Raw genomic sequence first — 25,339 nt, forward strand, 5'->3', positions numbered from 1 at the left:
TTGCCTCGAGCTTCCTTCAGATTCCACGTCACCGTGGACACCCTTGCTTTCAGCTATGTACTTACCGCTACTTGGTCATACTCGGGACTTTCACCCGTTAGAGTTCGCCCATGCTGGGCGAACATAAGAAAAACTCTCCCAGTAGGAGAGTTTAGGCCAGCCTTTCGTTATGTTGTTTATCGCGGGGGATGGTCGCATTTAATATTTCTGTCTCTAATTCCTTACTGTAACTATTTCTTTTTTCCACATTCCAATTAAAATAATCATTTATATACTTGATGACTTTTTCTTTATGCTTCTTTACTAAATCTATATCAAACAGTATAGCTCCCGTTCTTCTATTAAAGAAATCCAAAGGTGTGAGCGCCATTTCTTGCTCAAGTGAGTAGTGCAATTTTGCAAATAGTAGAATAGGAAGTCCGTATTCATTTGCTTTTTCTCTATGATTTTCAATCATTTTAAAGACCTCTGGAGCGTTTGATCCGTACATAGAGGCGATATGCTTTGCCTCGTCTTTCGTTAATCCTAGTTGCAAGCCATCGGCTACCTGTCTAGAGATAAATGAAGGAAAGTTTTTTGAACCACCAACATTTCCACCTGATATTGGCATCGTTCTCGTTTTACAGGTTGTATAGGATCTACCATTTTCTTTTTTCAATTTATCTGCCAGTAAGTCAACAATCATTTCTGCCATTTTACGATAACCCGTTAATTTTCCACCTGCAATTGTGATTAACCCTGAATCAGATTCCCAGATTTCATCTTTTCTAGATATTTCTGAAGGGTCTTTCCCCTCTTCCCAGATTAATGGCCTCACTCCAGCCCAACTAGATTCAACATCATTTTCAGATATATTTAATTCTGGGAACATATAATTAATCGCATCCATAACATATTGCCGATCATCAGAAGTCATCGTCGGGTTAGTAATATCTTCATCAAAAAATGTATCTGTAGTCCCAACATATGCTTTTCCTTCCCTAGGAATGGCGAATACCATCCTCCCATCAGGCGTGTCAAAGTAGACAGCTTGTTTTAATGGGAATCTAGATTGATCAATAACAATATGCACCCCTTTTGTAAGCTTCAACGTTTTGCCGTTTCTAGATTGATCCTTTTCACGAACACTGTCCACCCAAGGTCCTGTGGCATTCACAATCTTTTCAGCATATATTTCATACGTTTGTTGGGTTACTTGATCTCTTACAAGTGCACCAACCACTTTTCCATCTTTATATAGCAACTCTTCAACCATCGTATAGTTCAAGGCTGTTGCCCCGTTAGCGAAAGCTGACTTCATTACCTCTAATGTTAACCTTGCATCGTCTGTACGGTATTCTACGTAATAGCCACCGCCTTTAAGATTTTCTTTTTTCACCAAAGGTTCTTTCTGAAGTGTCTCACTAGGACTTAACATCTTTCTTCTCTCTGACTTCTTAACTCCTGCTAGGAAATCATATATTCTCAATCCAATAGAAGTACTAAACTTTCCAAATGTGCCTCCTTTATGAAATGGGAGAAGCATCCATTCCGGAGTTGTCACGTGAGGTCCGTTTTCATAAACGATCGCTCTTTCTTTTCCAACTTCCGCCACCATTTTTACTTCAAATTGTTTTAAATAACGTAAACCTCCATGTACGAGTTTAGTTGAGCGGCTTGATGTACCAGCCGAAAAATCCTGCATATCCACAAGCGCTGTTTTCATGCCTCTTGTCGATGCATCTAGAGCAATTCCAGCTCCTGTAATCCCACCACCTATTATTAACACATCAAATTTTTCAGTCTTCAACTTTGTTATCATATCTTCTCGATTTTTGTTTGAAAAGTTCATGAATGATCCCTCCGGAGAGTTTATTCGGAAAAACAAAAAAAGAGACCACAAACGCACTACCGTAAAGACGATAATGTTATTGTGGTCTCTCCCATTCTCCTACCGAGCTATTAACTTACTTTCATTATACCACCAATTTGTGGAAATGGAAAACAATTTATTTTATTCGAGGTATTCTTTTGCTTATTTAAAAGCCATAGTCGCTTTTACTGCTTTCTTCCAGCCGCTGTAGAGCTCTTCTCGTCTGCCATTTTCCATTTTAGGTTTGAATGTATCATCAATGGCCCATTGACTGGAAATCTCTTCTTGACCGTTCCAAAAGTTTACCGCTAATCCCGCTAAATAAGCAGCACCTAAAGCAGTCGTTTCGTTGACAGTAGGTCTCTCTACAGGTACATCGAGTAAATCCGCTTGAAACTCCATTAGGAAATTATTTTTCACTGCTCCCCCATCAACTCTTAAGGTTTTCAATTTTATTCCAGAGTCACTTTCCATTGCGGACAGAACATCTTTTGTCTGATAGGCCAAAGACTCTAGAGTAGCACGGATAAAATGTTCCTTAGAGGTTCCTCTAGTTAAACCAAATACGGCACCCCTTACTTCGCTATCCCAATAAGGTGTTCCTAGTCCAACAAAAGCAGGTACCACATAAACACCTTCTGTACTTTCCACTTTTTTGGCATAATTTTCACTATCACTTGCATGCTTTAACATTCTTAAACCATCGCGAAGCCATTGGATGGCTGATCCAGCAACAAAGATACTCCCCTCAAGCGCATACTCAACCTTCCCATTTAGTCCCCATGCAATGGTCGTTAATAAGCCTTGTTTAGACCTAACAGCCTTTTCCCCGGTATTCATCAACATAAAACATCCAGTTCCATAAGTGTTCTTCGCCATTCCCTGTTTAAAGCATGCTTGGCCAAATAAAGCTGCCTGTTGATCACCTGCCGCTCCCGAAATAGGAACTTCTTGACCAAAGAAATGATAGCTCGCCGTATTCGCATAGATTTCAGAGGAAGATTTTACCTCAGGTAGCATGGATTCTGGAATAGTTAGGATATCGAGTAACTCTTTATCCCACTTAAGGTCGAAAATATTGTACATTAACGTTCTTGAGGCATTTGAATAGTCCGTCACGTGAGCTTTCCCGCCTGAGAGTTTCCAAATTAACCAAGTATCAATGGTTCCAAATAGTAACTTTCCTGCATCAGCCTTCTCCCGTGCTCCTTCGACATGATCAAGAATCCATTTTACTTTCGTTCCAGAAAAATAAGCATCTATAAGTAGGCCAGTTTTTTCACGAAATAACGGATCATGGCCCTTTTCCTTCAACACAAGACATATATCACTCGTCTGTCTAGATTGCCAAACAATTGCATGATAAACAGGTTGCCCAGTTTCTCTATCCCAAACAACTGTGGTCTCTCGTTGATTCGTAATGCCGATTCCAGCAATCTGCTCAGGCTTAACATTTGATTCAGAAAGGACACTCGCTATGACCGCCAAAATGGACCCCCAGATTTCGTTCGCATTATGTTCAACCCAGCCCGGTTTCGGAAAATGCTGCGTGAATTCCTTTTGAGCCACATGCGTGATCTCACCTTTTTTGTTAAATAAAATTGCTCTAGAACTTGTCGTTCCTTGATCTAGAGATAAAATAAATTTTTCCATTTCCCTCTCCCCTTTGAAATGCAACTTTTTATAGAAATAAATCCCACAACTCCGTCTTGGATGTTGTAATGGCAGTGGCTCCTGCTTTAAGTGCATTATGTACTTCGTCTTCTTCACGTATGAGACCACCAGCAAAAATTGGTGTATTCAGCCTCTCTTTTACCTCTTTAATCATCCAAGGCATCGCTCCAGGAAGAACTTCAATATAGTCAGGTTTTGTTCTCTCAACAAGCTTATAACTCTTTTCCAATGCATGGGAGTCAATGAGAAACATCCTCTGAATTGCAATAACCCCTTTTTGTTTAGCTTTTAATATCACATTTGATTTTGTAGATATTAGGCCATATGGTTTAAATTCTTGGCACATATATTCTGTTGCATAATCATCATTTTTGATTCCATGAATCAAATCTACATGATAAATCATTTTCTTACCATAAGACTGCGCCATTTGGTTCACGTTCTTCAACTGTGCTATATGTAAGTCTAAGAATACACCAATTTCATAAGGACTATTTAAAAACCGTTCGAATTCTTTCATACTTGCTGATGCAGGTAGTATTTTTTGATCCATTCCCTCACTCCTTTGTTCCAATAAAACCTAATAAAAGATTCCATACTAGTACAACACTTTTTTAAGTTTATTATATATTGACAAAAATCTGAACATTTTTCCATGATTTAGTTTATAAAAGCATTTAGACAGATAACCGAATTACTAGGTTAAACGAGTAACATATGTATCTGGAGGATTTCCGGATTGAACAAAACGCATGAAAGACAGAGTCAAAATTATCTAATGAAAATTGTCCTTCATCAAGGCCGATGAAGGACAATTTGTAATCTTATTTTTATGATTTTATCCTTCATAACACCCATGCCCTATAAAGGAGCCAACACCTTTGTTTACGCTTGTTTCTTTTCTTTTGTTCTCGCGGTCGTTCTTCTTTTCCTCGTTGGAGCTGTTGCTGGAGTAACGGTCGTAGCTTCTGTTGGTGCAGTTGTATTTTCAACCACTACTTCTTTGTCTTTCTTTGTTCTTTTTGTAGTAGTAGCCTCTTTCTTTAGGGCGGTCGTTGGTTCTCGTTTTGGTTTGGTTTTGTCTATAGATGCCTGAAGTGCTGCCATGAGGTCTGTAACGTTTGCTTTTGGTTCTTTTTCCACCGGTGTCACAATCTCTTGACCAGTTCTCTTTGCCTCAATAAGGTCTAGCAATGCGGTTCGGTAGTCATCTGTGTATTTTTCAGGCTCGAATTCAGTGGTTAATTGGTCAATGAGCATGATGGCTGTTTCGAGTTCTTTCTCTGTTACTTTATCTTCTGCAGGTACATTCGGAACATCCCCAGCTGACCTTACTTCATCCGGATAATGGATGGTTTCCATAACTAATGTGTTATTGTAGACACGTATTACAGCTAGTTGCTCCTTTGCTCTGATGATAATCTTAGCCAATCCAACCTTTTCAGAAGTCTCTAAAGCTTTTCTTAATAAGGAATAAGCTTTACCTCCGCCTTCATTTGGAGACATAAAGTAACCTCTGTTAAAATAAATCGGATCAATTTGCTCCATTTTAACAAAGTCAATGATTTCAACCGCTTTTTCTTCATTTTCCTTTTTCAAGCTTTCTAAATCCTCATCTTCTAAAACAACAAATTTACCCTTTGTATACTCATAAGCCTTAACAATATCTTCAGTTCCGATTTCCACTTCACATACGGGACAAACCTTCTCGTATTTAATCGGAGAATGACATTCTTTGTGCAAAGTGCGAAGCTTTATATCTTTATCCTCTGTAGCAGCATGTAGTTTAATGGGGATATTAACAAGCCCAAAGCTTATGCTTCCCTTCCATATCGTGTGCATATAAATTCTCCATTCTTTTTAAGTTTATTATTAATTTGTGTGAAGACAAGACGAACATGCTAATAAACTTTTGGTAACTCAAACGGTTTAAATAACGGACGAGAATTATCTCCCAATGATAAGCTGAGTACTTTTAATAGGCGTTGGCAATCTTATGAATACATTCATCTAACATGAGAGGATTGATTTTTTTGAAACCGATGTTACCAAGCCTTACTTTTGATGTTCCGGCTGGTAAGGACTGGATGTACGAAGTAAAGTACGATGGATTTCGAGCATTCTTGGAGTGGGATGAAGATATTCGTCTGACAAGTAGGAACGAAAAGTCACTTCTTGAAATTTTTCCAGAAATTCATTCCTATTTACTCAACAATAAAGAAACGTTCAAGCCATACCTTCCCTTGATACTTGACGGAGAGCTTGTTTCTTTAGAAAACACTTATAAGGCTAACTTTGGAAGTATTCAAATCAGAGGAAGAATGCGTTCTGAGCAACGAATTATAGAAAAAGCTAAACACTCACCATGCAAGTTATTAATATTTGATATTTTAAAGGTAAAGGGAAAGAGCTTAACAAATGAAGCTTATACGAAAAGGAAAGAAATTCTTGAAGATTTATTTAACGATATAAACCTTCCAACGACTCCCGACCCTAAAAGCAATCAACTGCTACAATTAATCCCTCCCTATACGTCCTTTGATGAAATTTGGGAGAAAGTTGTTCTTCATGACGGAGAAGGAATTGTTGCAAAACAATTAAAAAACAAGTGGGAGGAAGGGAAGCGAAGCACACTTTGGTTAAAATATAAAAATTGGAAATATGTTTCTTGTTTTGTTACTGCATACGAGAAATCAAATGGGTATTTTCATGTTGCAGTTTATAATGAAAATCAAATCCATCCAATTGGATTATTTTTATTTGGGATAAAACCAGATGAGAAGCAGGCTTTAGCACAAATTATTAAACAAAATAAAACGGGTGAGGATCAACAATTTACCCATGTAGAACCAGCTATTTGTCTGGAACTTAAGTACTTAGAAATGTATGAGGGGCAAATGCGGGAACCTCATTTTGAAAGGTTTCGGTTCGATCTCACACCAAAGGATTGTAAGTACGAAGATTTTATACAGCAGCAAAAGAACCTTCCTACCGATGTGGATATTACTCACCCTAACAAGCCATTATGGGAAACACCCCCTGTCAAAAAAATGGACTTCATTCATTATTTAAGAGAGGTGTCCCCTTACTTTCTTCCGTTTCTAAAAAATAGATTATTGACCGTTATTCGTTATCCGCACGGGATATTTGGGGAGGCCTTCTACCAAAAGAATTGTCCCGATTACGCACCTGATTTTGTCAGTACAGAGGTTCATGAGGGGATTAATTACATTGTATGTAATAACTTAAAAACACTTTTGTGGTTGGGCAATCAAATTTCATTCGAATTTCATATTCCCTTTCAAACCATTTCAAGCAACGGTCCTAGCGAGATTGTATTTGATTTAGATCCACCTTCAAGAGACTTTTTCCATTTAGCTATCAAAGCTGCGAATTATATTAAAGAGGTTCTAGACCACTTGGGTCTCATTAGCTTTATTAAAACTTCTGGGAATAAGGGGCTTCAAGTATATATTCCATTACCAGAGAACACATATACCTATGGCGACACTAGATTGTTCACTGAATTTGTTGCAGAGTATCTTATATCTAAGGAGCCTGAGTCTTTTACGATTGAACGATTGAAAAAGAACAGAGGTAACCGCTTATATGTTGATTACATCCAGCATGCAGAGGGAAAAACCATAATAGCTCCCTATTCGGCAAGAGGGAATAAACAGGCAACCATTGCTGCTCCTTTATTTTGGGAAGAGGTAAGTGAAGATTTGCGGATGGAGGATTTTCAAGTGACAAATATGTTAAAAAGAATCAACAAGCACGGCGACCCATTCAGATCTTTTTTCCAGGCCAAAGAAGAACAAAATTTTTCCCCTGTCCTTGAATTTCTAAAACAACAAAAATAAAGAGAGCACTGTAGCTCTCTTTATTTTTGTAGGGATTCTTGTAACATTACATCTTCAATTAAGTAATCTACTCCGTTTGTATTAATACAAATGCGGGCATTGCTTTTTTTCCCCGTATAAAATCTAGAAATTGATTTGCCTTGAATGGTAATAGTCGTTTTAAGTTCTTGATTTGTTATTAATTTTAGATTTTCACCGTCTAACGTAGAATGAAACGCCTCAACGTCAAGCACCTCGTCGAACCGAAATTTCCCACCAAGAAGTACTTCACCCGTTCTAATCTTGACTCTTTTCCCCTGGTAAGACTCCAACTGCTTTTGAACTTTCTCTGCTCTTGACTTTGGTTCATATGACATTAGAGTAATTTCAACGAATCCTCCAACAGCTCTAACCGATAGTTCGATTATCGTTTCAAATAACATGAATATCCCTCTTTAGGCAAGCTTACTTACATATTTACCTGTAAGAACTGCTTAACATCTTCTTGTAATTTTGAATACAACACATTTTCGTCCAAGTATTCATTTTTCATTCCACAAGTGAAAGTAGTTGGATTATCGGGATCTACGTCCACTAGTGTCGAATACACATAAGTGGCATTGCCAATTAAATCAATTTTGAATGTTTCCTCATTCAACTTATGAACGATACATCTAACCTTACCGCCATTATTGTATACTTCTACAGATTGTTCGAAATCATTTAATCCACTTAAACAAGTAACAAGAGTTGAAGCTGACATGGCCGTACCACAAGCATTCGTGAACCCTACTCCTCTTTCGAAGGTGCGAACATAGATATGACCTTTTTTGAGTGGTTTTACAAAACTAACATTTACCCCATCTGGGAATAACTCATTAGGACCGTTAACAAACTCACTTAACTCTTTTTGAATAGTAGATTCAACATCTTGCTTCTCCACAATGGAGACAAGATGAGGGTTTGGAACAGCTAATGCAGTGAATATTAATTGTTCAGAGAGTGATGGGATTTTTTCATTTAATAATGTGTCTTGATTTAAGTGTAAAGGTAAATCCTCTAGCTTAAAAGAAACCGGAGAAATTTCTACCAAGTAAGTTGGAATTCCTTCGTAAACATCTTGTTCTTTTTTTACGAGTAAATCTGCTTTCATGGTTTCAATAAGGGCTTCATCTTTTTCTAAAAGTTCACAAACATAACGTGCCACACAACGAAGACCGTTTCCGCACATGGATGCCTCAGATCCATCTGTGTTGAATACGCGCATTCTCCCGTCTGCTTTGTCACTTTTCATCACATATAGAATTCCGTCTGCCCCCAATTCTTTTTCACGATTACAAAGTGTTTTTGCAAGTTCAGCACGCTGTACTTCGGTAAATGAATAATTGTTGGAGATTTCATCTATTAGTAGAAAATCATTACCTGATCCATGACATTTAATAAGTTCGATTTCCAATGGCTTGCACCTCCGAGAAGTTTTCAAAATGATATATTTAAGAGTGCCATAAAATATTGTATTGTTCAATGGAAAAAACGTAGCATGAACAAAGCGAACACTTTTTGTATTCGTTCATTGATTATTTGTGATAAATGTCACCTATCTGTCATATTCTCCCTACGGTGTTATCTTCTAATTTACAAATGTACGAGTTACAATAAAAGTACCTAAAAACACTTGCCAATTTTTTGACAAGTGTTAGGCAAATTATGAGGTTACTTCTGATAATATCAAATCTCTAGTCCAACTAATCGAGTCTGCATAGAGTAGAAACAGATCCTTTTCTTCTATCTGTAGTGTTTGACACTTTTCACTTATCACACACCACTCAGCTCGTTCCACAGCAATGACGAGATCAAGGACTTCTCTAAATTGATTGCTATTCCCTTTTAACGCTTCAACAATTTCGTCCTGAAGCGGTAAATCTTGAAGGAGTTTTTCCATTGGAACCCCTATGATAGAATCCATTAATGAAAACATTCCTGTCATAAAGTAACCTGCTGTTACTGCTGTTTTTTTCCTCAACTTTTGAACGGATTCACACATTTTAGCCCGCGTTAAACATAAGTTGATTGTCTCTTTAACAAGTTCCTTCTTATCTGTCGTGTTTTCACGGACTGCTAGGACATATATCCATTTCTGAATTTCAATTAAGCCTAAAAGTACAATTGCTTGTCTAATTGAATTGATTTTGTGCTTTGGACGAAATGCAGGAGAATTAATAAGTTTCAATAGTTTGTAAGACAACGAGACGTCTCTCTCAATCAATTCTGAGATGATATCAATACTAGGCTCCGTCATGGAGAGATTATGGATAATATCAAAATAGGATTGAAAATAGGTTGGAACATCATGAGTAGATACGACGGTCGGTTTCGCAAAGAAATATCCTTGAAAGTAGTGATACCCTCGTTCCTTCGCTTCCTCAAATGCTTCTCTCGTTTCTACTTTTTCTGCAACCATTTTTAGCTTTAATGTTTTTGCGAACGTTTCAACTGTCTCGCGCATCTCTCTTGGCGTATGAAGGAAGTCCACTTTAATAATATCAGCGTATTTAATTAATTGATAAGAGTAAGGATTTTGATCATTAAACACAAAGTCATCTAGGGCAATTTGATACCCTAGTTGTTTTAATTCCTTACAAATCTCAATCAGTTCCTGATTAGGTTCTACACTCTCAAGGATTTCAACAATAATTTCACGAGGTCTAAAGTATGTCGGCAAGCGCAATTGAAGAAGATTTGCTGTGAAATTAATAAAGCAAGGCTTCCCATTTGAGAGTTCATCAATACCTATATTCAGGAAGCTATTAATGATAACATCTGCAGTAGCTTGATCCCCGTTTATATTAGGAAAAGAGTTTTCTTCATTACTTCTATACAGAAGCTCGTATCCAAATACCTCTTCGCTTATATTGAAAATTGGCTGCCTAGCTACATATACTTCCATTTTTGACCCCCGACATTTACTTCTTTTTATAAACCTTATTAGGTATTTAATTTAAAAATCAAACATTAAATGACTTTAGTCCTATATTCATACTAATAACTAAAACAAACTATTTCAATAATTAAATGAAAAATAGGAATAATATACGTTTATTTTAACTAAATAGACCAAAAGATGTTGTCGAAATATGTAAAGATGTTAATTTTTTTCAATTTTTATGGTCTTTTTCCTTAAAATCTTTTATAGGTCCATACACCCAAATTAAAAAGAGTACCTTTTTTACAAGATACTCTTTTTGAAATATATTTTTAATGAATGTATTTTAGATTTACTAAAGGCTGTCAATTAGAAAAATTAAAACTGACGATACAGGTTACCCATTTCAATGGCTCCAACAGCTGCTTCCCAACCTTTGTTTCCTGCTTTTGTTCCTGCTCTTTCAATGGCTTGTTCAATTGAATCTGTTGTTAATACTCCGAAGATAATTGGAACACCGCTTTGTAATCCCGTGTTTGCTACGCCTTTTGCGACCTCACTGCTTACAAAGTCAAAGTGAGGTGTAGCTCCTCGAATAACAGTTCCTAAAGTAATGATGGCGTCGAACTCACCTTTCTCTGCTAACTTCTTAGCTGCAAGTGGAATTTCAAATGCACCTGGTACCCACATAACGGTTACATCTTCATCATTTACCCCGTGGCGCTTTAGAGCATCCTCAGCACCACTAAGTAACTTACTTGTAATAAACTCATTAAAACGTGCAACAATAATTCCAACCTTTAAGCCAGTTCCTACTAAATTACCTTCTAATACTTTTTTCATAAAATCATACACTCCTCTTGGTCATCTATTATGGGATTATTAAAATGAAAGTAAATGTCCTAACTTTGATTTTTTCGTTTGTAAGTATTTTTCATTTTCTTCTTTTGCTGGCATTTGGAGCGGAACTCGTTCAACTACCTCTAAGCCATAACCACCTAACCCAGCAATTTTTCTAGGGTTGTTTGTGAGCAGACGCATTTTTCTAACACCAAGCGCCCTTAATATTTGGGCACCCACACCATAGTCCCTTAAATCATCTTTAAATCCGAGCTTATGGTTTGCTTCTACTGTATCGTAACCTTCTTCTTGGAGCTTATAGGCCTTCAACTTGTTAAGCAAACCAATTCCTCTTCCTTCTTGACGCATATAAAGAAGAATTCCCTTTCCTTCCTGTTCGATTTGCGCAAGGGCTGCTTCTAGCTGAGGTCCACAGTCACAACGGTATGAACCAAATACATCACCTGTTAGGCACTCAGAATGAACTCTCAGAAGAACAGGCTCATCAGCAGTAATTTCTCCTTTTACTAAGGCCATATGATCTTTTCCATCTAATGTGTTGGTAAAACCAACAGCTTTAAAATCACCAAACTCTGTAGGAAGTTGAATTTCAATCTCTTTTTTAATCAAGGAATCATGATCTAAGCGATATTCGATTAGATCCTTTATGGTAATCATTTTTAAGTCAAACTTCTCCGCTATAACAGTAAGATCATCTACACGGGCCATTGTGCCATCATCATTCATGATTTCACAAATGATTCCAGCTGGTTTCGCTCCAGAAAGCCTCGCTAAATCTACGGCCGCTTCAGTATGCCCTGCTCTTCTTAGAACCCCACCTTGTTTTGCAACTAACGGGAATATATGTCCCGGACGGGAGAACTCACTAGCAGTTGCTTGTTCGTTCATTAATTTCTCAATTGTATAAGATCTTTCGAATGCACTAATTCCCGTCTTTGTATCGACATGATCAATACTCACAGTGAATGCTGTTCCTTTGCTATCTGTATTTACTTCAACCATTGGACTCAGATCCAGCTTTTCAGCTAGTGATTCTTCAATTGGTGTACAAATGAGTCCTCTTCCCTCTTTTGCCATGAAATTAATCATCTCGGGAGTTACAAACTCTGCAATACCAACAAAGTCTCCTTCATTTTCGCGATCTTCATCATCACAAACGATAACTATCTTACCCTCTTTTAAGTCCTTAATCGCTTCTTCTATCGTATTAAACATGAAAGACACCTCTTTCTTTTAGGCTCTGGTTCATAATAGCTAGAAACATTATAAATAACCATTTTCTTTTAAAAACTCTTTTGAAATCCCTGTTGAGCCATTACTCTCACTTTTATCTTTAGATATAAACGAATGAAGGTATTTAGCAATCATATCAAACTCCAAATTTACAATATCGCCTGCTTTTTTAAGCCCTAGTACGGTTTCATTTGCCGTGTGCGGAATAATGGAAACCGTTAGTTGACGATCGGTTAATCCAAATATGGTCAAAGAAGTTCCATCGATTGCAACTGACCCTTTTAATATAGTCAGATGACTATATTCCTTAGGGAGGGTTATATCAACATATATAGCATTTTCTTTCGGAGTTTTTTTAATAATTTGTCCGATTCCGTCAACATGACCAGTTACAAAATGACCTCCAAATCGTCCGTTGGATGACATGGCTCTCTCCAAATTAACAAGGGTTCCTTCCTTTAATGACGATAGGGATGTACTCTTAAATGTTTCAGGCATAACATCTACCAGAAAATACTCTTTGCTAAAGTCTGTTGCCGTTAAACAGACACCATTCACTGCAATACTATCCCCTAACTTAAGATCCTCGGTCACTTTCTTCGCAGCTATGCTAAGTACCATGGTGTTCCCTTGTTTGGAAATCTTTTTAATCGTTCCTAATTCTTCGATAATTCCTGTAAACATTTCTAATCCTCCTCTACAAGAGGTTTCGCAATAAGTTTTAAGTCAGGACCAACCTTTTCAAACGATACAAATTCAAGTTTTTTGCTGTACTCCACCAGCTCAGGTCCTTCTCCGCCTACAAATGGAATCGCAGACCTTCCACCAATAATTTTAGGGGCTATATAAAGAATCACTTGCTGGAAGGCTCCTTCTTCAATAAAGGATGCATGAATCTCAGAACCACCTTCTACAAGAAGGGACATAATCTTCTTTTCCCCAAGTACTTTTAACATTTCCTTTATCGGTATATTCGTTGTATGAAAAGAGATAATTTCAACACCTTGACCAGTTAATTCTTCTACTTTCTTAGAATCAACATCTTTGCTAGTAAAAATAATGGTCTTGGCAGATTGATCTTGAACCAACTGTGAATGAATAGGTGTTTTTAGATGCGTATCTAAAACAATACGAATGGGGTTTTTTCCACCTTGGGGTCGTCTGGTGGTCAGGAGAGGATCATCGTTTAAAACCGTGTTGATACCTACAAGTATCGCGTCATGCTCATGACGTAACTGGTGAACATCTAATCTGGATTCTGGAGAGGTAATCCATTTACTATCACCTGTTTTCGCTGCAGTCTTTCCATCTAAAGAGACGGCAGCTTTTATTGTTACAAATGGAGTGTTTGTTTTTATAAAATGAAAAAATGAATGATTTAGCTTTTTAGCCTCGTCTTCCCCTAGACCGACATGAACTTCGATTCCCGCTTCTTTTAGCTTTTTAATTCCATTACCAGCTACAAGGGGGTTTGGGTCAAGTGTGGCCACAAATACTTTCTTGATTCCTGACTTAATAATAAGGTCAGCACAAGGCGGTGTTTTTCCAAAATGGCTACAAGGCTCTAGTGTAACGTATAAAATGCCATCTCTTGCGTTCTCACCTGCAGCTTGAATCGCGTGAACTTCTGCATGAGGCGTACCTGCTTTTAAATGGGCACCCGAACCAATCAGTCGACCATCTTTAATCAGAACTGCACCCACACTAGGGTTTGGACTCGTCTGGCCGATTGTTGCACGAGCTAAAGAGATTGCAAGACGCATGTATTCTAAATCTTGAATATCCGTAACCATTACCTCCTTTAGCTGTTATGTATTCTCCATTTTTCATCCATTTGCAACATAAAAACCCCATACTTTTAAAAAAGTACGGGGTAATAAAGCATGACTAAATAAGCGTTAAAAATCAATATTTTTAACACAAGCTACTTTTTCCTTCTCCCATCCAGACTTTAACTGTCGGCTTTGGAATTTCACCAAATCCACCGTTTTCATACAACATGAAACCGGGTCACGGACTAAGAGGACGAACCCTCATCACCGCCGGTTGGGAATTTCACCCTACCCCGAAGGAAATCCTATTCGATTAAGTGAATAATAGCATGAAACCGATTAATCGACAAATATTATATCTGTAAATTTATAAATTATAAAAAAACAATACGTTTAAGATTTAATGGTTGGAATAACTGTATTGAAATATCAATGAAGAGAAAATGATCATTTTCTCTTGTAGTGTTGTATCCTTGTCGAAAGACAAAACAGGCGTATTGCTGTCTTTGAATACTTTTCCCCATTCTAGAGGCATTAAGCCTTTTCGCACACGAGCAATCATAGAACCCTGTTCATTGTAATATTTTGAATCGATATAAAGTGCTGCGGAATCAATTTCTATTTTGGTGTGACTCGGTTCGATCAAACATACCTTATGGTTAGACCAAAGTAAGGTAATAATACGTTCCTCTTCTGAATCCATGACTATCATTTTTCTACCTTTTCTTTTAAACGTTGCCAGTAACTGCTGCTGATCGTTATACAAACCATAATTTCTTGGAAGCCTTTTATCAGCAAAATAAGGTAAAAACCACCTATACCCAGAGTATTCTACATCCTTAAGTTCTCCCCCATATTGACCTGTAGTGTGGAAGAAAACCATTCTTAATGACGGTGCAGGCATAAACGAGAAGAGGAGATTTTGTTGATCTAACAAAGATGTGAATTCCAGCTCCTTTACTAAATGATATGGATGAATTCCTAACGAGCGTTCCTTATTAAGTAAATAGGATTGATAACAGAAAAAACTGTATAGCAGAAACGGCAGTATAAATAATATGATATTTCCATTTGGAAGAACCAACACTCCTAACGTTAAAATGATGATAGGAGGTATAAACGAAGCTAAACTAGCATTTAAGGAAACATTCGCAGCCTGTTGATAAAATTGCTGAATATTCATTTTCGTTCTCCTCATTTTTATAAATAACTATTTTTCATAGTGGGCTTTCTTAGGTTTTCTAAAAAAAGTGCTTACATTATTTGATAACTAATACAAAAGGAGTTATCACAACACAAGTAAATTACTCTTTTTCCTTATGTTTCTTTCGTTTTATCTTTGTAAAAGTCTCTTTTGATTTAGTAATTAACTTTTTAGCATATACTTTCATTTTTAATTCTAGTTTTGATGGTCCATTAACATATCTATGAACAGAGCCTTGAACCGTTTCTTCTACTAGAGCCAATACAATAAAAGGTGCAAGTATAATTAAGATCCATTGCCACATATTAATCCCCTTTCGATGGATTCTTTCTATACTTTATTCGTTTTGGTTTTTAAAAATGCTAGATTTGTATATTTTTTCTATTATTTTGATTGCGAATAGATAGGTAAAAACATATACTTTTGATACCTATTACAAATTTAAAGAGGTGAACATATGATTAGAGAGATAACACTTGAGGATGCGGGTCAATTCCTTCCATTATTAAAGCATGTAGATGAATCTGGGTTCATGTTATTTGAAGGGGGAGAACGTGATTCTTCAGAGGAGAAAGAAAGACAGAGAATAGAACGGTTCCTAAAAGATCCTAACTCTACGATTTTTGTAGCTGAAAAGGACCATCAACTTGTTGGGTATATGATGGTTCTTGGAAACACGGTTAGAAGAACACAACACTCTGCCTATATTGTAGTAGGCATCCATGCAGACTATCGTGGGATGGGAGTCGGGAAAAATCTCTTTCAGGAAGTCTTTCGCTGGGCTGGAGAAAAGAAATTAAAAAGATTGGAACTAACCGTTATCAAAAGAAATGAAGCGGCATTACATCTTTATAAGAAGATGGGCTTTATGATTGAAGGGGAAAAGATAGGTTCACTTATCATTGATGGTGTTCCAGAGGATGAGTTTTACATGTATAAATGGTTAGGAGAATAACGTCTTTAAAGGAAAAACCGGTCATCCTCATAGGATGAACCGGTTATAACCATTCAAGTAATTTCCCCTTTAGGTTTTGGGCGTCCTGATAGCCTTGTTGGTATAATCTTTCCAACTTTATAGGATTTCTTTCCATTCTGCCCACTTCCACTGGATGTTGAGGTCGAATGATCATCACATTTCCTTTTTGCTCCTCACGTTCTAGGTAAGAAATCGTGTCGTTATATTTTTGATAGCGGTTGATCATCGCTTCTTGGAGCTTCGGATAATGTGGGTACTTCTTTTTAACGAAAAAATGAAATTTAGATGGTTGCTTCGTGTATCCTACATTTCTTGTTAGGATGACAATGTTCTTCTTAAACCCATCTTTTTCAGCTTTCTTAATGGGAATTGAATCGCTAATTCCACCGTCTAAAAGGATTCTATCCTTGAATTTTATTTCCGAGGCTACAAAAGGTAAAGAACTAGACGCTTTTAAAACGGTCAATACATCCTTTTCATAATCCTTTTTTCCAAAATAAATTGGTTCTCCAGTCAAACAATCAGTTGTTCCGATGACAAATTCAGTTGGATTACTATAAAAAGCATGATAATCATAGGGAACTAGTTTGTGTGGAATTTCATCAAAAATAAAATCCATTCCAAATAACTCACGTCTTTTGAAATAATTATTCCAGGATAAATATCGACGATCTTTTATATAGTCAATATTAACTGTTTTATTTCTCCCTTTCTGCTTAGACAAATAGGAAGCTGCATTACAAGCCCCTGCAGACACCCCTATTACATACGGGAAAAAGATTTCTTTTTCTAAAAAATATTCTAAGACACCGGCAGTGTAAACACCGCGCATGCCTCCGCCTTCAAGAACAAGACCCGTTTGATTAGACACATCCATACTCCCTTTCTATTTATTTGGAATAATGGTCTAATCTATTTTAACAACCTACTTTTAATAATGGTAGTAATCTGAATATCTTCGTTTTGGTGTGTGACTAACCATCTACTAGGATGCAAGTTCTTTTCTCTGGAACACATAAATGGAACCAACTACTAACAAAATCATGGAAATAAAAGTCACTATAATAGCCGGAAGCATTTCATCCGGAAAAGAGTTTGTCATCAGAAATGTTCCAATATATGATGAGATTTGAGCTGGACTCCATTCCATAAGATGCGAGAGCATACTGCTTACCAGGTTCAATACAATGACAACACCTAGAGAAATAAACCCTACGACACCCGGCGATTGGAAAAATGCGTTAAAGAACAAGGTTATCGTTAAAACTAAAGAAAGCCAAATCCCAAATGCAAAGAAACTCTTAATAAAATCTGTGAATGGAACCCAGTCAAAAAGAATTCCCACATAATACCAGGAGACCAAAAATCCTATAAAATAGGATACCCATAATAAAATTAGAGCCCCAGTCCATTTTGCTGTAATGTATGAGCTATATTTAACTGGTTTTACTAAAATTAGCCCAGCAACTCCACTTTTCCTCTCATTAGCAATAATCCCCATTGATGTTAAAACAATGATTAATAGACCTAACATATTGTATTGACCAATACTCATCATTAAAATTTCAGCTGCAGAAGGTGTTGGAATTTCAATAACTGTCCCCTCTGGTAAACCACCTACTGAATCAAGAATTTGTGGCAAATAATACGTCGATAAAGGATCCATAACTCCAAGTAAAATAAATGTGATCGGAACCCAAATCCATTTGAAATTTCTAGTCATTTCCAACAATTCTTTTTGTAATAGAGTAAACCACTGACTCATTTTTGCACCACCTTCATAAACACATCTTCTAGACTCATTCTACTAATCTCAAATTTTATTAGTGGCCAATTGTTCCCTGATACTTCTTTTAAAATGGCCATTTTTGCTTGTTCAATATCTTCTACAAAAAACGTTGCTTTTCTGCCCTCTATTGAGTATGAACCCAGCCAATTTGTTCCTGAAAATACCTGAACAAACTCCTCTGTACGTTCTCGTAATACCAAGTCAATTTTTCCCTGCTGGTATTTTTCCTGTAAATCTTCCATCGTTCCTCTTTCAACTAGTCTGCCATTGTGAAGGAATAAGATTTCCTCACAAACTTCCTCGGCATCATTTAAAATATGAGTTGAAAAAAGAATCGTTGTTTCTTTCTTCAATTTTTCAAGGAGTTCTAATACTTCCCTTCGGCCAAATGGATCTAGGGCTGAAACCGGCTCATCAAGCATGACGAGCTTTGGACGGTGGATAATCGCTTGAGCGATTCCTAATCGTTGCTTCATACCACCTGAATATTTGCCAATCCTTCTATTTTTGGCTTCTGAGATTCCGACTAATTCCAAAAGTTCAATAGTACGTTCCTTTGCTTCCTTCTTTGTAAGCCCAGCAAGCACTCCTACATATTCTAGAAACTCTCTACCACTCATCCATTCATAGAAGACAGGATATTGAGGAAGATAGCCTATTAACTTTCGAATATCATCATTTTTGGACATTCCATCAAAAGTGATTGAACCTGACGTTGGCTTCATTAATCCAGCTAACATTCTAAGCGTTGTAGTTTTGCCTGCTCCATTTGGCCCCAGCAAAGCAAAACAACCTTTATCTTGAAGTTCAAAGTCTAGTGATTTGATCACTTCAAGGTTTTGAAAACTTTTCGTCAAACCCTCGACACGTATCACAGACATTAGTTATTTCTCCTTCCAAGAACGAAGTAAAGAATCGGTCCTAATAGACTAAAGAATAAAATTAATAGCGCCCACATCCATTTCGGACCATTCGTTGCTTCGATTCGAATTAAATCCACTAAAGCCACAACCATTACAATCAATTGAATGACAATGATCGGTAGAATAATTGCCCAGTTAATATTTAAAAGTTCTTCCATTATAAATCCCTCCACGTTATAACAATCATGATTTCGTATATATGACGGACGACGTTCGAAAATCGTTCAGAAAAATTTTGTTTTTTTTAAAAGAAATCAAGTTTATTAAAAACTTAATTTGAATTGCTTGAAGTTTTTGGAATTAAATACCAGTTGGGAGATGAATGGAATTTACCTATTAACTCATACTATTTTTTGTAAATGGACTAAGGAAAGAATGGAGGGCTGAATATGACTGTAGCTACTCAGATTAAACAAACCATTGCGGGCCTTAAAAGTGCTCAAGCTAGTTTTGAAACATTTGCTTTAGGAACTGAAAACCAAAGTGCAAAGCAGCTGTACCAACAAGCTGCTCAGCAAACACAATCGATTATTGACAGCATTGAACCAAGACTACAGGAAATCCAGCAAGAGGAACCCCAATACAGAGACTAGAAGGTTGGCTACTGCCAGCCTTTTAATAAATTTTTTTATTATAATCGTTTTTATCTACCATAAAATTATATTTAGGAAGATGTTTAATGACAGTCGCATCCAATATAAAACAAACTTTATCAACGATTAAGGGAATTGAAGCCCAGCTGTCTTCTCTTGCTCAAAATGCAAAGGAAGAATCTGCATCAATAACATTCCATGAGACGATGATGACGATTGGAGAAATAAAAAAAGACTTACAGATTCGATTAACGGAGGTTGAACAAGAGGAACCCGAGTATAAAGGGTCCTAAATCCTTTTTGAGGTGAGTGAAATGCCTGGGTGGGTTGATGTTGTCCTACGATCCTTTTTATTTATTATTGTTTTGTTTTTCCTAACAAAGATGTTGGGTAAAAAACAAATTGCACAATTAAGCTTCTTTGAATATGTTGCTGGAATTACAATTGGCACCATTGCTGGAGAAGTAGTTACTGGACTTGAAAGTAATATTCTTTACGGACTTATTGGTGTGTCTATATTTGCAGGCGTCACGGTATTAACAGATATTTTATCTCTAAAAAATAAGAGATTTCGTGAGTTTATTGAAGGAAAAAGCACGATTGTCATTAAGGATGGAAAGATATTAGAGGAAAACTTACAAAAAGAGCGGTACTCTGTTGAAGAACTCACTTCACTACTACGGCAAAAAAATATATTTAAAACAGCAGATGTAGAGTTTGCTCTTTTGGAGCCTCGAGGAGATATTAGTGTGTTTTTAAAGCGCGAGTCCCAACCGCTTACACCAAAAGATGTTCAACTAAATATGCCCAATGAAAAGGCACCGATCTCCGTTATCATGGACGGAAAGATTCTTAACGACGCTCTTAATGCAACTGGACAAACAAGCAAATGGTTAGATATGGAGTTGGACAAGCTTGGTGTTTCAATCGACAATGTTTATCTTGCACAAATAGATTCTTACGGTGAGTTAACCATTGACGTTTATGACGACATGCTCAAGGTTCCTTCTCCTCAGGAAAGGCCTCTCTTGATGGCTATGCTTAAGAAATGCCAAGCTGACCTTGAAGTTTTTGCGCTTTCTACTGAAAACCAAAGTGCTAAAAATATGTACAACAAGAATGCGGATAAGATGAATGATGTCATCAAGAAATTATCTCCATACTTAACTAATTAGAAAAGGTATTACTACAGGGGGATTAAGGAATTGTATAGGCAAGAAGACTATATTGAAAATGTTTTTGGCATAAATGTACGACCTAGAAAAAAAGAAACAAAAGTGGATAGAAACCTATTTGACCACCCAATTATTCATCGTCAAATTAACGGCAATCAAATATATGTAAGTCGGTTATGGAAATAGGGCCAGGCCCCTACTTTAGTAGGAGCCTGGCCCTATTTTTCTGAATTATTTAATTAAACGGAAGGTTAACGGGATACGATATTCTTTCCCTTCATATGCTTTTACCGCGGCAATAATGGTAAATATAAATCCTAAAATTCCTACTACCCAAATAAGCAAGAATCCTACTAAAACTAACATTAATACCACACTAATAACCGAATATATTGTGTAGGAGATTAGGAAGTTTAAATATTCGCGACCGTGATAGTCAATATAAGATGATTGATCTTTTTTTAGAATCCAAATAATGATTGGTCCAATAAAAGCAGTAAAGAAGCTTATTACATAAATCGCTGCAGCCAGCATTCGATCCTCGTTTGTTGGCATTTTTTGTTCCCCCTTTTAATAAATAAGATGGTTCCTCATTTTATACTATTATTTACGTTCCTTTTTGTAAAAGGTTTCAAACTGTCCTTAAATATTTGTATCGTATATTTAAGCTGTCTTCACTTATTAAAACACGACTTCTATGCTGCTTCGTGACATCTTTTCTCCCCAAAACAAAGAAAACAGCACTTTAATCGGTTTTAAAAACAGATCAAAGTTTTTTCAAGCAATAAAGTTTATAAAAAGAGCCTTTATTTATATAGAATATGTTCTTGTTTTCACCTCTCTGAATACATTTTTTATAGGACAACTTTAAGAGAGGGTGATCATGATGATGTCTAAAATAGAAGCTTTTATACTTGGGATTATTCAGGGACTTACCGAATTTATTCCGATTTCAAGTACTGGTCATCTTTACTTAGGAAGACATCTATTTGGTTTAGATGAAGCGGGGCTATTCCTTGACACTATGCTTCATGTAGGCACATTGTTGGCTGTACTCGTCATATATAAGGACGAGCTCATAAAAATAATTAAAAATCCTTTTGGAAAGCTCTCGATGTTAATGGTTATTGGGACTATTCCTGCGGTGATTGTCGGTCTTTTATTTAGTGATTTATTTGATTCCATATCTAAATCTGGTGTTACGATTGGATGGGAATTTCTATTTACTGGTCTCATCCTTTGGATGGCTGACGGGATTAAAAAGGGTGCCAAAAAAATGGATGATATCGGATATGGAGATGCACTTTTCATTGGAACCTTTCAAGCTGCTGCCATTTTTCCCGCCGTTTCTCGTTCAGGTTTGACGATTGCAGCAGGCTTGTTTAGAAAATTAGACCGTGAAACTGCTGCTTATTTTTCTTTCTTGCTTTCCATTCCAGCCATCGCTGGAGGCATTGTGCTACAGTTCGGTGAAATGGCGTCTGGTCATGTTGAAGCCATTTCATTCGGAAGTCTATTAATTGCAACCGTTTCATCTGCTATTTTCGGATATGTAGCTGTGGTCTGGATGATCAACTTTTTAAAGAAAAAATCATTAAAAGTGTTTGCCATTTATGTATGGGTATTAGGATTTACGATTCTTGCCCTTCAATTTGCCGGTATTTTTTAATCCGAGGAGGGAGTTACACTTGCATGATTTTATTATGTCTATCTTTGAGTTTATATCTGAACTAGGCTATTTTGGGATTGCACTAGGGTTAATGGTAGAGGTAATTCCAAGTGAAATCGTTTTAAGTTATGGAGGATTCCTTGTTTACAAGGAAAAAATAAGTTTTTTGGGCGCATTAATTAGCGGAGTAATTGGGGGGACACTGGCCCAATTATTTTTGTATTGGTTAGGAGCCTATGGTGGACGACCATTTCTAGATCGGTATGGGAAGTACATCCTTATCCATAAAAAACATCTGGATGCCTCTGAGAAATGGTTTGATAAGTATGGGACAGGTGTCATTTTTTCAGCCAGATTTATCCCTGTCATAAGGCATGCCATATCAATTCCTGCAGGGATAGCCAAAATGCCTTTATCTCAATTCACTTTATATACAGTAGGTGCCATGATCCCATGGACAATCCTATTTTTGTTATTAGGCATTGAATTAGGTGACCATTGGAGAAATATTGAAGAGTATGCAAAACCATTTTTGTACCCCATTATTATGATCAGTGTATCATGTATGCTTATCTATTTTCTTTTTGTGAAATTTAGATCCAATAAACAATCTTCGTAGTACCCACCCACTAAAGTGGGTTCTTTTTTTATCTATTAAAAACGCTGCTCCCTTCTTTAACAATTACTGATAAAATGTATTAAAAACAAAGTAAGGGAAAGATACATTTATGGAGAAAATCTTACTAAAAAATGCATTTGTTTATCCTATCACTTCAAGACCTATCCAAAACTGTGATGTTCTTATCAATCAGGGAAAAATAATAAACATAGGAGTAAATATCGTAACGGATTCCCATGTTAAAATCATTGATTGTCAAAACCAATACTTATTACCAGGATTGATTGATGTTCATACTCACTTAGGATTATATGATGAAGGAACGGGTTGGGCTGGCAATGATGCAAATGAAACAGTTGAACCAATCACCCCTCATATTAGGGCCATTGATGGTGTATATCCATTGGATCCTGCTTTTTCTGATGCAGTTAGATATGGGATCACGACAGCACACGTCATGCCAGGAAGTGCGAATGTGATAGGCGGGACCACCTCAGTCATTAAGACATTTGGTAAAAACATTAAGAAAATGATTGTTCAAGAGACTGCTGGTTTAAAAATCGCATTAGGTGAAAATCCTAAACGCATTCATAGCCAAGGGAACAAAGACTCGATTACAAGAATGGGTATTATGGGAATGCTTAGAGAAGCTTTTTACGAAGCAAAACATCATGACAACCCAGAAGCATTAAGAATTGCTCCTCTCGTTAAGGCTTTGAAAAGAGAAATTCCTGTTCGAATTCATGCCCACCGTGCAGATGATATCATTTCTGCGGTCCGTTTTGCTGAGGAATTTAACCTTGATTTTAGAATTGAGCATTGCACAGAAGGCCACTTAATTTCAGAAGAATTAAAGGATTTAAATATGAAGGTTAGTGTCGGCCCAACTTTAACTAGACGCTCAAAAGTAGAACTAAAGAACAAAAGCTGGATTACTTATCAAAACTTAACAGCTCATGGAGTTGAAGTATCAATCACAACCGACCACCCGTATACTCCTATTCAATACCTAAATCTATGTGCTGCCATTGCAGTTAGGGAAGGATTATCGGAACAAAGAGCTTTAGAGGGGATCACCATTTTACCCGCTAGGAACTTAAGAATTGATGACCGACTTGGAAGTATCGAGGTTGGAAAAGATGCTGATTTAGTGTTATGGAGCCATCATCCGTTTCATTTTCTTGCAAAGCCAAACTGGACCATGATTGATGGAAATTTTGTCTATAACCAAAGGTGAAATATGTAGAATATTGGCTGTAGAAATTTGACAAAAAACTTCATAAAAATTTAGAGTTTTACCTATTTCTTTTTTTTATTTTTTCTAGTATTATACGTTAAGTGAGTATAATTAAATGACCACATTCAAGTCTATTTTTGTAGACGTTAATGACAACTTTATAAGCCTATAAGAAGAAATAGGGAAGGCAAATGGTGCGCCACCAGTTAAGCTGGTTCTAGTGGGTTCGATTCCCACCCCGAAATTTTTTAGCAACACAAAAAATTTCGAGGGTGGACCGTAGTCTCTTTGAGATGGGATCGGACTGTCCTCATATTGGAGGGATTAAACATGCTCAAGAAACGTGATCTTCACGATAGCCATGCTTTGTACGAACTGATGACGCACCCTGATGTCTTCCCTTTCGTGCGCCAAAAAGCGTATTCATATGATGAATTTTTATTCTTAACAAAGCAGACCATCGAAGCAGAAGAGCGCGGTGAAATCATTTCACGCACAATTCTTGATGAATGGGGTACTCCAATTGGGACGATAAACTTATTTGATGTAGAGGGCAATGCCGGATTCCTTGGTACATGGCTTGGTAAGCCATTCCATGGAAAAGGGTATAATCAACTGGCGAAAGATCACTTTTTCGAGGAACTATTCTACGAACTAGGTATCGAAACAGTGTTTATGCGTATTAGAATGATTAACTTACGCTCTCAAAAGGCCGCTGAAAAACTTCCTTATGTAATTCATGCTAATGAAACTAGAAAATCTCTATTTGACGAAATTAATAAAGTGGAAACAATATACAATCTTTATGAAATTCCAAAAGATTTATACACTCTTCATGTATTACGTAATGGTAACCAACAACAACAATCGTCTCAATTGATGGAAGCTTAATGAGAAACCACTCATTCCTTATGGAAGAGTGGTTTTTTCTTTGCCATTGCCCAATAATTAACAGACTTTTCTTTCCTTTTATGTAGAAACTAATAGTGGACAACAA

General features: G+C 36.8%; 28 protein-coding genes and 1 riboswitch. Of the genes, 10 read left to right on the forward strand and 18 right to left on the reverse strand.

Annotated elements, in window-relative coordinates; translation table 11 throughout:
• Nucleotides 1–151 precede the first annotated feature (151 nt).
• The 4 genes from ACFYKX_RS15515 to ku all read right to left on the reverse strand — a co-directional run bounded on the left by ACFYKX_RS15515 (nt 152) and on the right by ku (nt 5,368).
• Nucleotides 152–1,831, reverse strand: a complete 1,680-nt coding sequence (locus ACFYKX_RS15515; protein WP_389361975.1) for a glycerol-3-phosphate dehydrogenase/oxidase — start codon at nt 1,829–1,831, stop codon at nt 152–154.
• A 183-nt stretch (nt 1,832–2,014) separates the two neighbouring features.
• Complete coding sequence (gene glpK / locus ACFYKX_RS15520; protein WP_389361976.1) at nt 2,015–3,505, reverse strand: glycerol kinase GlpK; 1,491 nt, start codon at nt 3,503–3,505, stop codon at nt 2,015–2,017.
• Nucleotides 3,506–3,533: 28 nt separating this feature from the next.
• Nucleotides 3,534–4,079 (reverse strand): glycerol-3-phosphate responsive antiterminator, encoded by a 546-nt coding sequence (locus ACFYKX_RS15525; protein ID WP_389361977.1) that lies wholly within the window; start codon nt 4,077–4,079, stop codon nt 3,534–3,536.
• A 332-nt stretch (nt 4,080–4,411) separates the two neighbouring features.
• Nucleotides 4,412–5,368 (reverse strand): non-homologous end joining protein Ku, encoded by a 957-nt coding sequence (gene ku, locus ACFYKX_RS15530; RefSeq protein WP_389361978.1) that lies wholly within the window; start codon nt 5,366–5,368, stop codon nt 4,412–4,414.
• 191 nt (nt 5,369–5,559) lie between these two features.
• Here ku and ACFYKX_RS15535 point away from each other — a divergent pair, with 191 nt between their 5' ends.
• Nucleotides 5,560–7,389: a DNA ligase D gene (locus ACFYKX_RS15535; protein ID WP_389361979.1), complete on the forward strand. Its 1,830-nt coding sequence runs from the start codon at nt 5,560–5,562 to the stop codon at nt 7,387–7,389.
• A gap of 20 nt (nt 7,390–7,409) precedes the next feature.
• Here ACFYKX_RS15535 and ACFYKX_RS15540 read toward each other — a convergent pair whose 3' ends face one another.
• The 9 genes from ACFYKX_RS15540 to ACFYKX_RS15580 form a co-directional block, all read right to left on the reverse strand.
• The gene (locus tag ACFYKX_RS15540) at nt 7,410–7,811 is read right to left on the reverse strand and encodes a hypothetical protein (protein ID WP_389361980.1); all 402 of its coding nucleotides are present in this window, start codon (nt 7,809–7,811) and stop codon (nt 7,410–7,412) included.
• A gap of 26 nt (nt 7,812–7,837) precedes the next feature.
• Nucleotides 7,838–8,824 (reverse strand): diaminopimelate epimerase, encoded by a 987-nt coding sequence (gene dapF / locus ACFYKX_RS15545; RefSeq protein ID WP_389361981.1) that lies wholly within the window; start codon nt 8,822–8,824, stop codon nt 7,838–7,840.
• 249 nt (nt 8,825–9,073) lie between these two features.
• On the reverse strand, nt 9,074–10,315 hold the full coding sequence (locus ACFYKX_RS15550; protein WP_389361982.1) for an EAL and HDOD domain-containing protein: 1,242 nt from the start codon (nt 10,313–10,315) through the stop codon (nt 9,074–9,076).
• A gap of 354 nt (nt 10,316–10,669) precedes the next feature.
• Entirely contained in the window at nt 10,670–11,134 is a 465-nt protein-coding gene (gene ribH, locus ACFYKX_RS15555) for a 6,7-dimethyl-8-ribityllumazine synthase (protein ID WP_389361983.1), read from the reverse strand.
• A gap of 39 nt (nt 11,135–11,173) precedes the next feature.
• Entirely contained in the window at nt 11,174–12,367 is a 1,194-nt protein-coding gene (locus ACFYKX_RS15560; RefSeq protein ID WP_389361984.1) for a bifunctional 3,4-dihydroxy-2-butanone-4-phosphate synthase/GTP cyclohydrolase II, read from the reverse strand.
• A gap of 48 nt (nt 12,368–12,415) precedes the next feature.
• Nucleotides 12,416–13,069, reverse strand: coding sequence for a riboflavin synthase (gene ribE, locus ACFYKX_RS15565; protein ID WP_389361985.1), 654 nt, complete (start codon nt 13,067–13,069; stop codon nt 12,416–12,418).
• A 2-nt stretch (nt 13,070–13,071) separates the two neighbouring features.
• Nucleotides 13,072–14,166, reverse strand: coding sequence for a bifunctional diaminohydroxyphosphoribosylaminopyrimidine deaminase/5-amino-6-(5-phosphoribosylamino)uracil reductase RibD (gene ribD, locus ACFYKX_RS15570; RefSeq protein WP_389362200.1), 1,095 nt, complete (start codon nt 14,164–14,166; stop codon nt 13,072–13,074).
• Between the two features lie 147 nt (nt 14,167–14,313).
• Nucleotides 14,314–14,462, reverse strand: a riboswitch (FMN riboswitch).
• Between the two features lie 95 nt (nt 14,463–14,557).
• A complete protein-coding gene (locus ACFYKX_RS15575) occupies nt 14,558–15,340 on the reverse strand; it encodes a hypothetical protein (RefSeq protein ID WP_389361986.1) in 783 nt (260 codons plus the stop codon).
• 121 nt (nt 15,341–15,461) lie between these two features.
• A complete protein-coding gene (locus ACFYKX_RS15580; RefSeq protein ID WP_389361987.1) occupies nt 15,462–15,665 on the reverse strand; it encodes a hypothetical protein in 204 nt (67 codons plus the stop codon).
• Nucleotides 15,666–15,818: 153 nt separating this feature from the next.
• Here ACFYKX_RS15580 and ACFYKX_RS15585 point away from each other — a divergent pair, with 153 nt between their 5' ends.
• Nucleotides 15,819–16,316, forward strand: a complete 498-nt coding sequence (locus ACFYKX_RS15585) for a GNAT family N-acetyltransferase (RefSeq protein ID WP_389361988.1) — start codon at nt 15,819–15,821, stop codon at nt 16,314–16,316.
• A 43-nt stretch (nt 16,317–16,359) separates the two neighbouring features.
• Here ACFYKX_RS15585 and ACFYKX_RS15590 read toward each other — a convergent pair whose 3' ends face one another.
• The 4 genes from ACFYKX_RS15590 to ACFYKX_RS15605 form a co-directional block, all read right to left on the reverse strand.
• Nucleotides 16,360–17,214 carry a patatin-like phospholipase family protein gene (locus ACFYKX_RS15590; protein ID WP_389361989.1) on the reverse strand — a complete coding sequence of 285 codons (855 nt, stop codon included), beginning with the start codon at nt 17,212–17,214 and terminating at the stop codon, nt 16,360–16,362.
• Between the two features lie 108 nt (nt 17,215–17,322).
• Complete coding sequence (locus tag ACFYKX_RS15595; protein ID WP_389361990.1) at nt 17,323–18,102, reverse strand: ABC transporter permease; 780 nt, start codon at nt 18,100–18,102, stop codon at nt 17,323–17,325.
• Complete coding sequence (locus tag ACFYKX_RS15600) at nt 18,099–19,007, reverse strand: ABC transporter ATP-binding protein (protein WP_389361991.1); 909 nt, start codon at nt 19,005–19,007, stop codon at nt 18,099–18,101. The genes ACFYKX_RS15595 and ACFYKX_RS15600 overlap by 4 nt, the downstream gene beginning before the upstream one ends.
• Complete coding sequence (locus ACFYKX_RS15605) at nt 19,007–19,207, reverse strand: PLD nuclease N-terminal domain-containing protein (protein ID WP_389361992.1); 201 nt, start codon at nt 19,205–19,207, stop codon at nt 19,007–19,009. The genes ACFYKX_RS15600 and ACFYKX_RS15605 overlap by 1 nt, the downstream gene beginning before the upstream one ends.
• Nucleotides 19,208–19,438: 231 nt before the next feature.
• On the opposite strand from ACFYKX_RS15605, the gene ACFYKX_RS15610 reads away from it, so the two are divergent.
• From ACFYKX_RS15610 to ACFYKX_RS15625, 4 genes are all read left to right on the forward strand, one after another.
• Nucleotides 19,439–19,642, forward strand: coding sequence for a DUF1657 domain-containing protein (locus ACFYKX_RS15610; RefSeq protein WP_389361993.1), 204 nt, complete (start codon nt 19,439–19,441; stop codon nt 19,640–19,642).
• A gap of 86 nt (nt 19,643–19,728) precedes the next feature.
• Entirely contained in the window at nt 19,729–19,935 is a 207-nt protein-coding gene (locus tag ACFYKX_RS15615) for a DUF1657 domain-containing protein (protein WP_389361994.1), read from the forward strand.
• 21 nt (nt 19,936–19,956) lie between these two features.
• Nucleotides 19,957–20,817, forward strand: a complete 861-nt coding sequence (locus tag ACFYKX_RS15620) for a DUF421 domain-containing protein (protein ID WP_389361995.1) — start codon at nt 19,957–19,959, stop codon at nt 20,815–20,817.
• A 30-nt stretch (nt 20,818–20,847) separates the two neighbouring features.
• Nucleotides 20,848–21,003, forward strand: coding sequence for a hypothetical protein (locus ACFYKX_RS15625; protein ID WP_389361996.1), 156 nt, complete (start codon nt 20,848–20,850; stop codon nt 21,001–21,003).
• A 45-nt stretch (nt 21,004–21,048) separates the two neighbouring features.
• On the opposite strand, the gene ACFYKX_RS15630 is transcribed toward ACFYKX_RS15625, so the two are convergent.
• On the reverse strand, nt 21,049–21,372 hold the full coding sequence (locus tag ACFYKX_RS15630; protein WP_389361997.1) for a DUF4870 domain-containing protein: 324 nt from the start codon (nt 21,370–21,372) through the stop codon (nt 21,049–21,051).
• Between the two features lie 334 nt (nt 21,373–21,706).
• Between ACFYKX_RS15630 and ACFYKX_RS15635 the strand changes: the two genes are divergently transcribed.
• From ACFYKX_RS15635 to ACFYKX_RS15650, 4 genes are all read left to right on the forward strand, one after another.
• Nucleotides 21,707–22,486: an undecaprenyl-diphosphate phosphatase gene (locus ACFYKX_RS15635; protein ID WP_389362201.1), complete on the forward strand. Its 780-nt coding sequence runs from the start codon at nt 21,707–21,709 to the stop codon at nt 22,484–22,486.
• 19 nt (nt 22,487–22,505) lie between these two features.
• Nucleotides 22,506–23,105, forward strand: coding sequence for a DedA family protein (locus tag ACFYKX_RS15640; RefSeq protein WP_389361998.1), 600 nt, complete (start codon nt 22,506–22,508; stop codon nt 23,103–23,105).
• Nucleotides 23,106–23,214: 109 nt separating this feature from the next.
• A complete protein-coding gene (locus tag ACFYKX_RS15645; RefSeq protein WP_389361999.1) occupies nt 23,215–24,342 on the forward strand; it encodes an amidohydrolase in 1,128 nt (375 codons plus the stop codon).
• A 330-nt stretch (nt 24,343–24,672) separates the two neighbouring features.
• Nucleotides 24,673–25,233, forward strand: a complete 561-nt coding sequence (locus ACFYKX_RS15650) for a GNAT family N-acetyltransferase (RefSeq protein WP_389362000.1) — start codon at nt 24,673–24,675, stop codon at nt 25,231–25,233.
• Nucleotides 25,234–25,339: the final 106 nt, after the last annotated feature.

Source organism: Cytobacillus spartinae (assembly GCF_042865285.1).
GTDB lineage: Bacteria > Bacillota > Bacilli > Bacillales > Cytobacillaceae > Robertmurraya_A > Robertmurraya_A spartinae.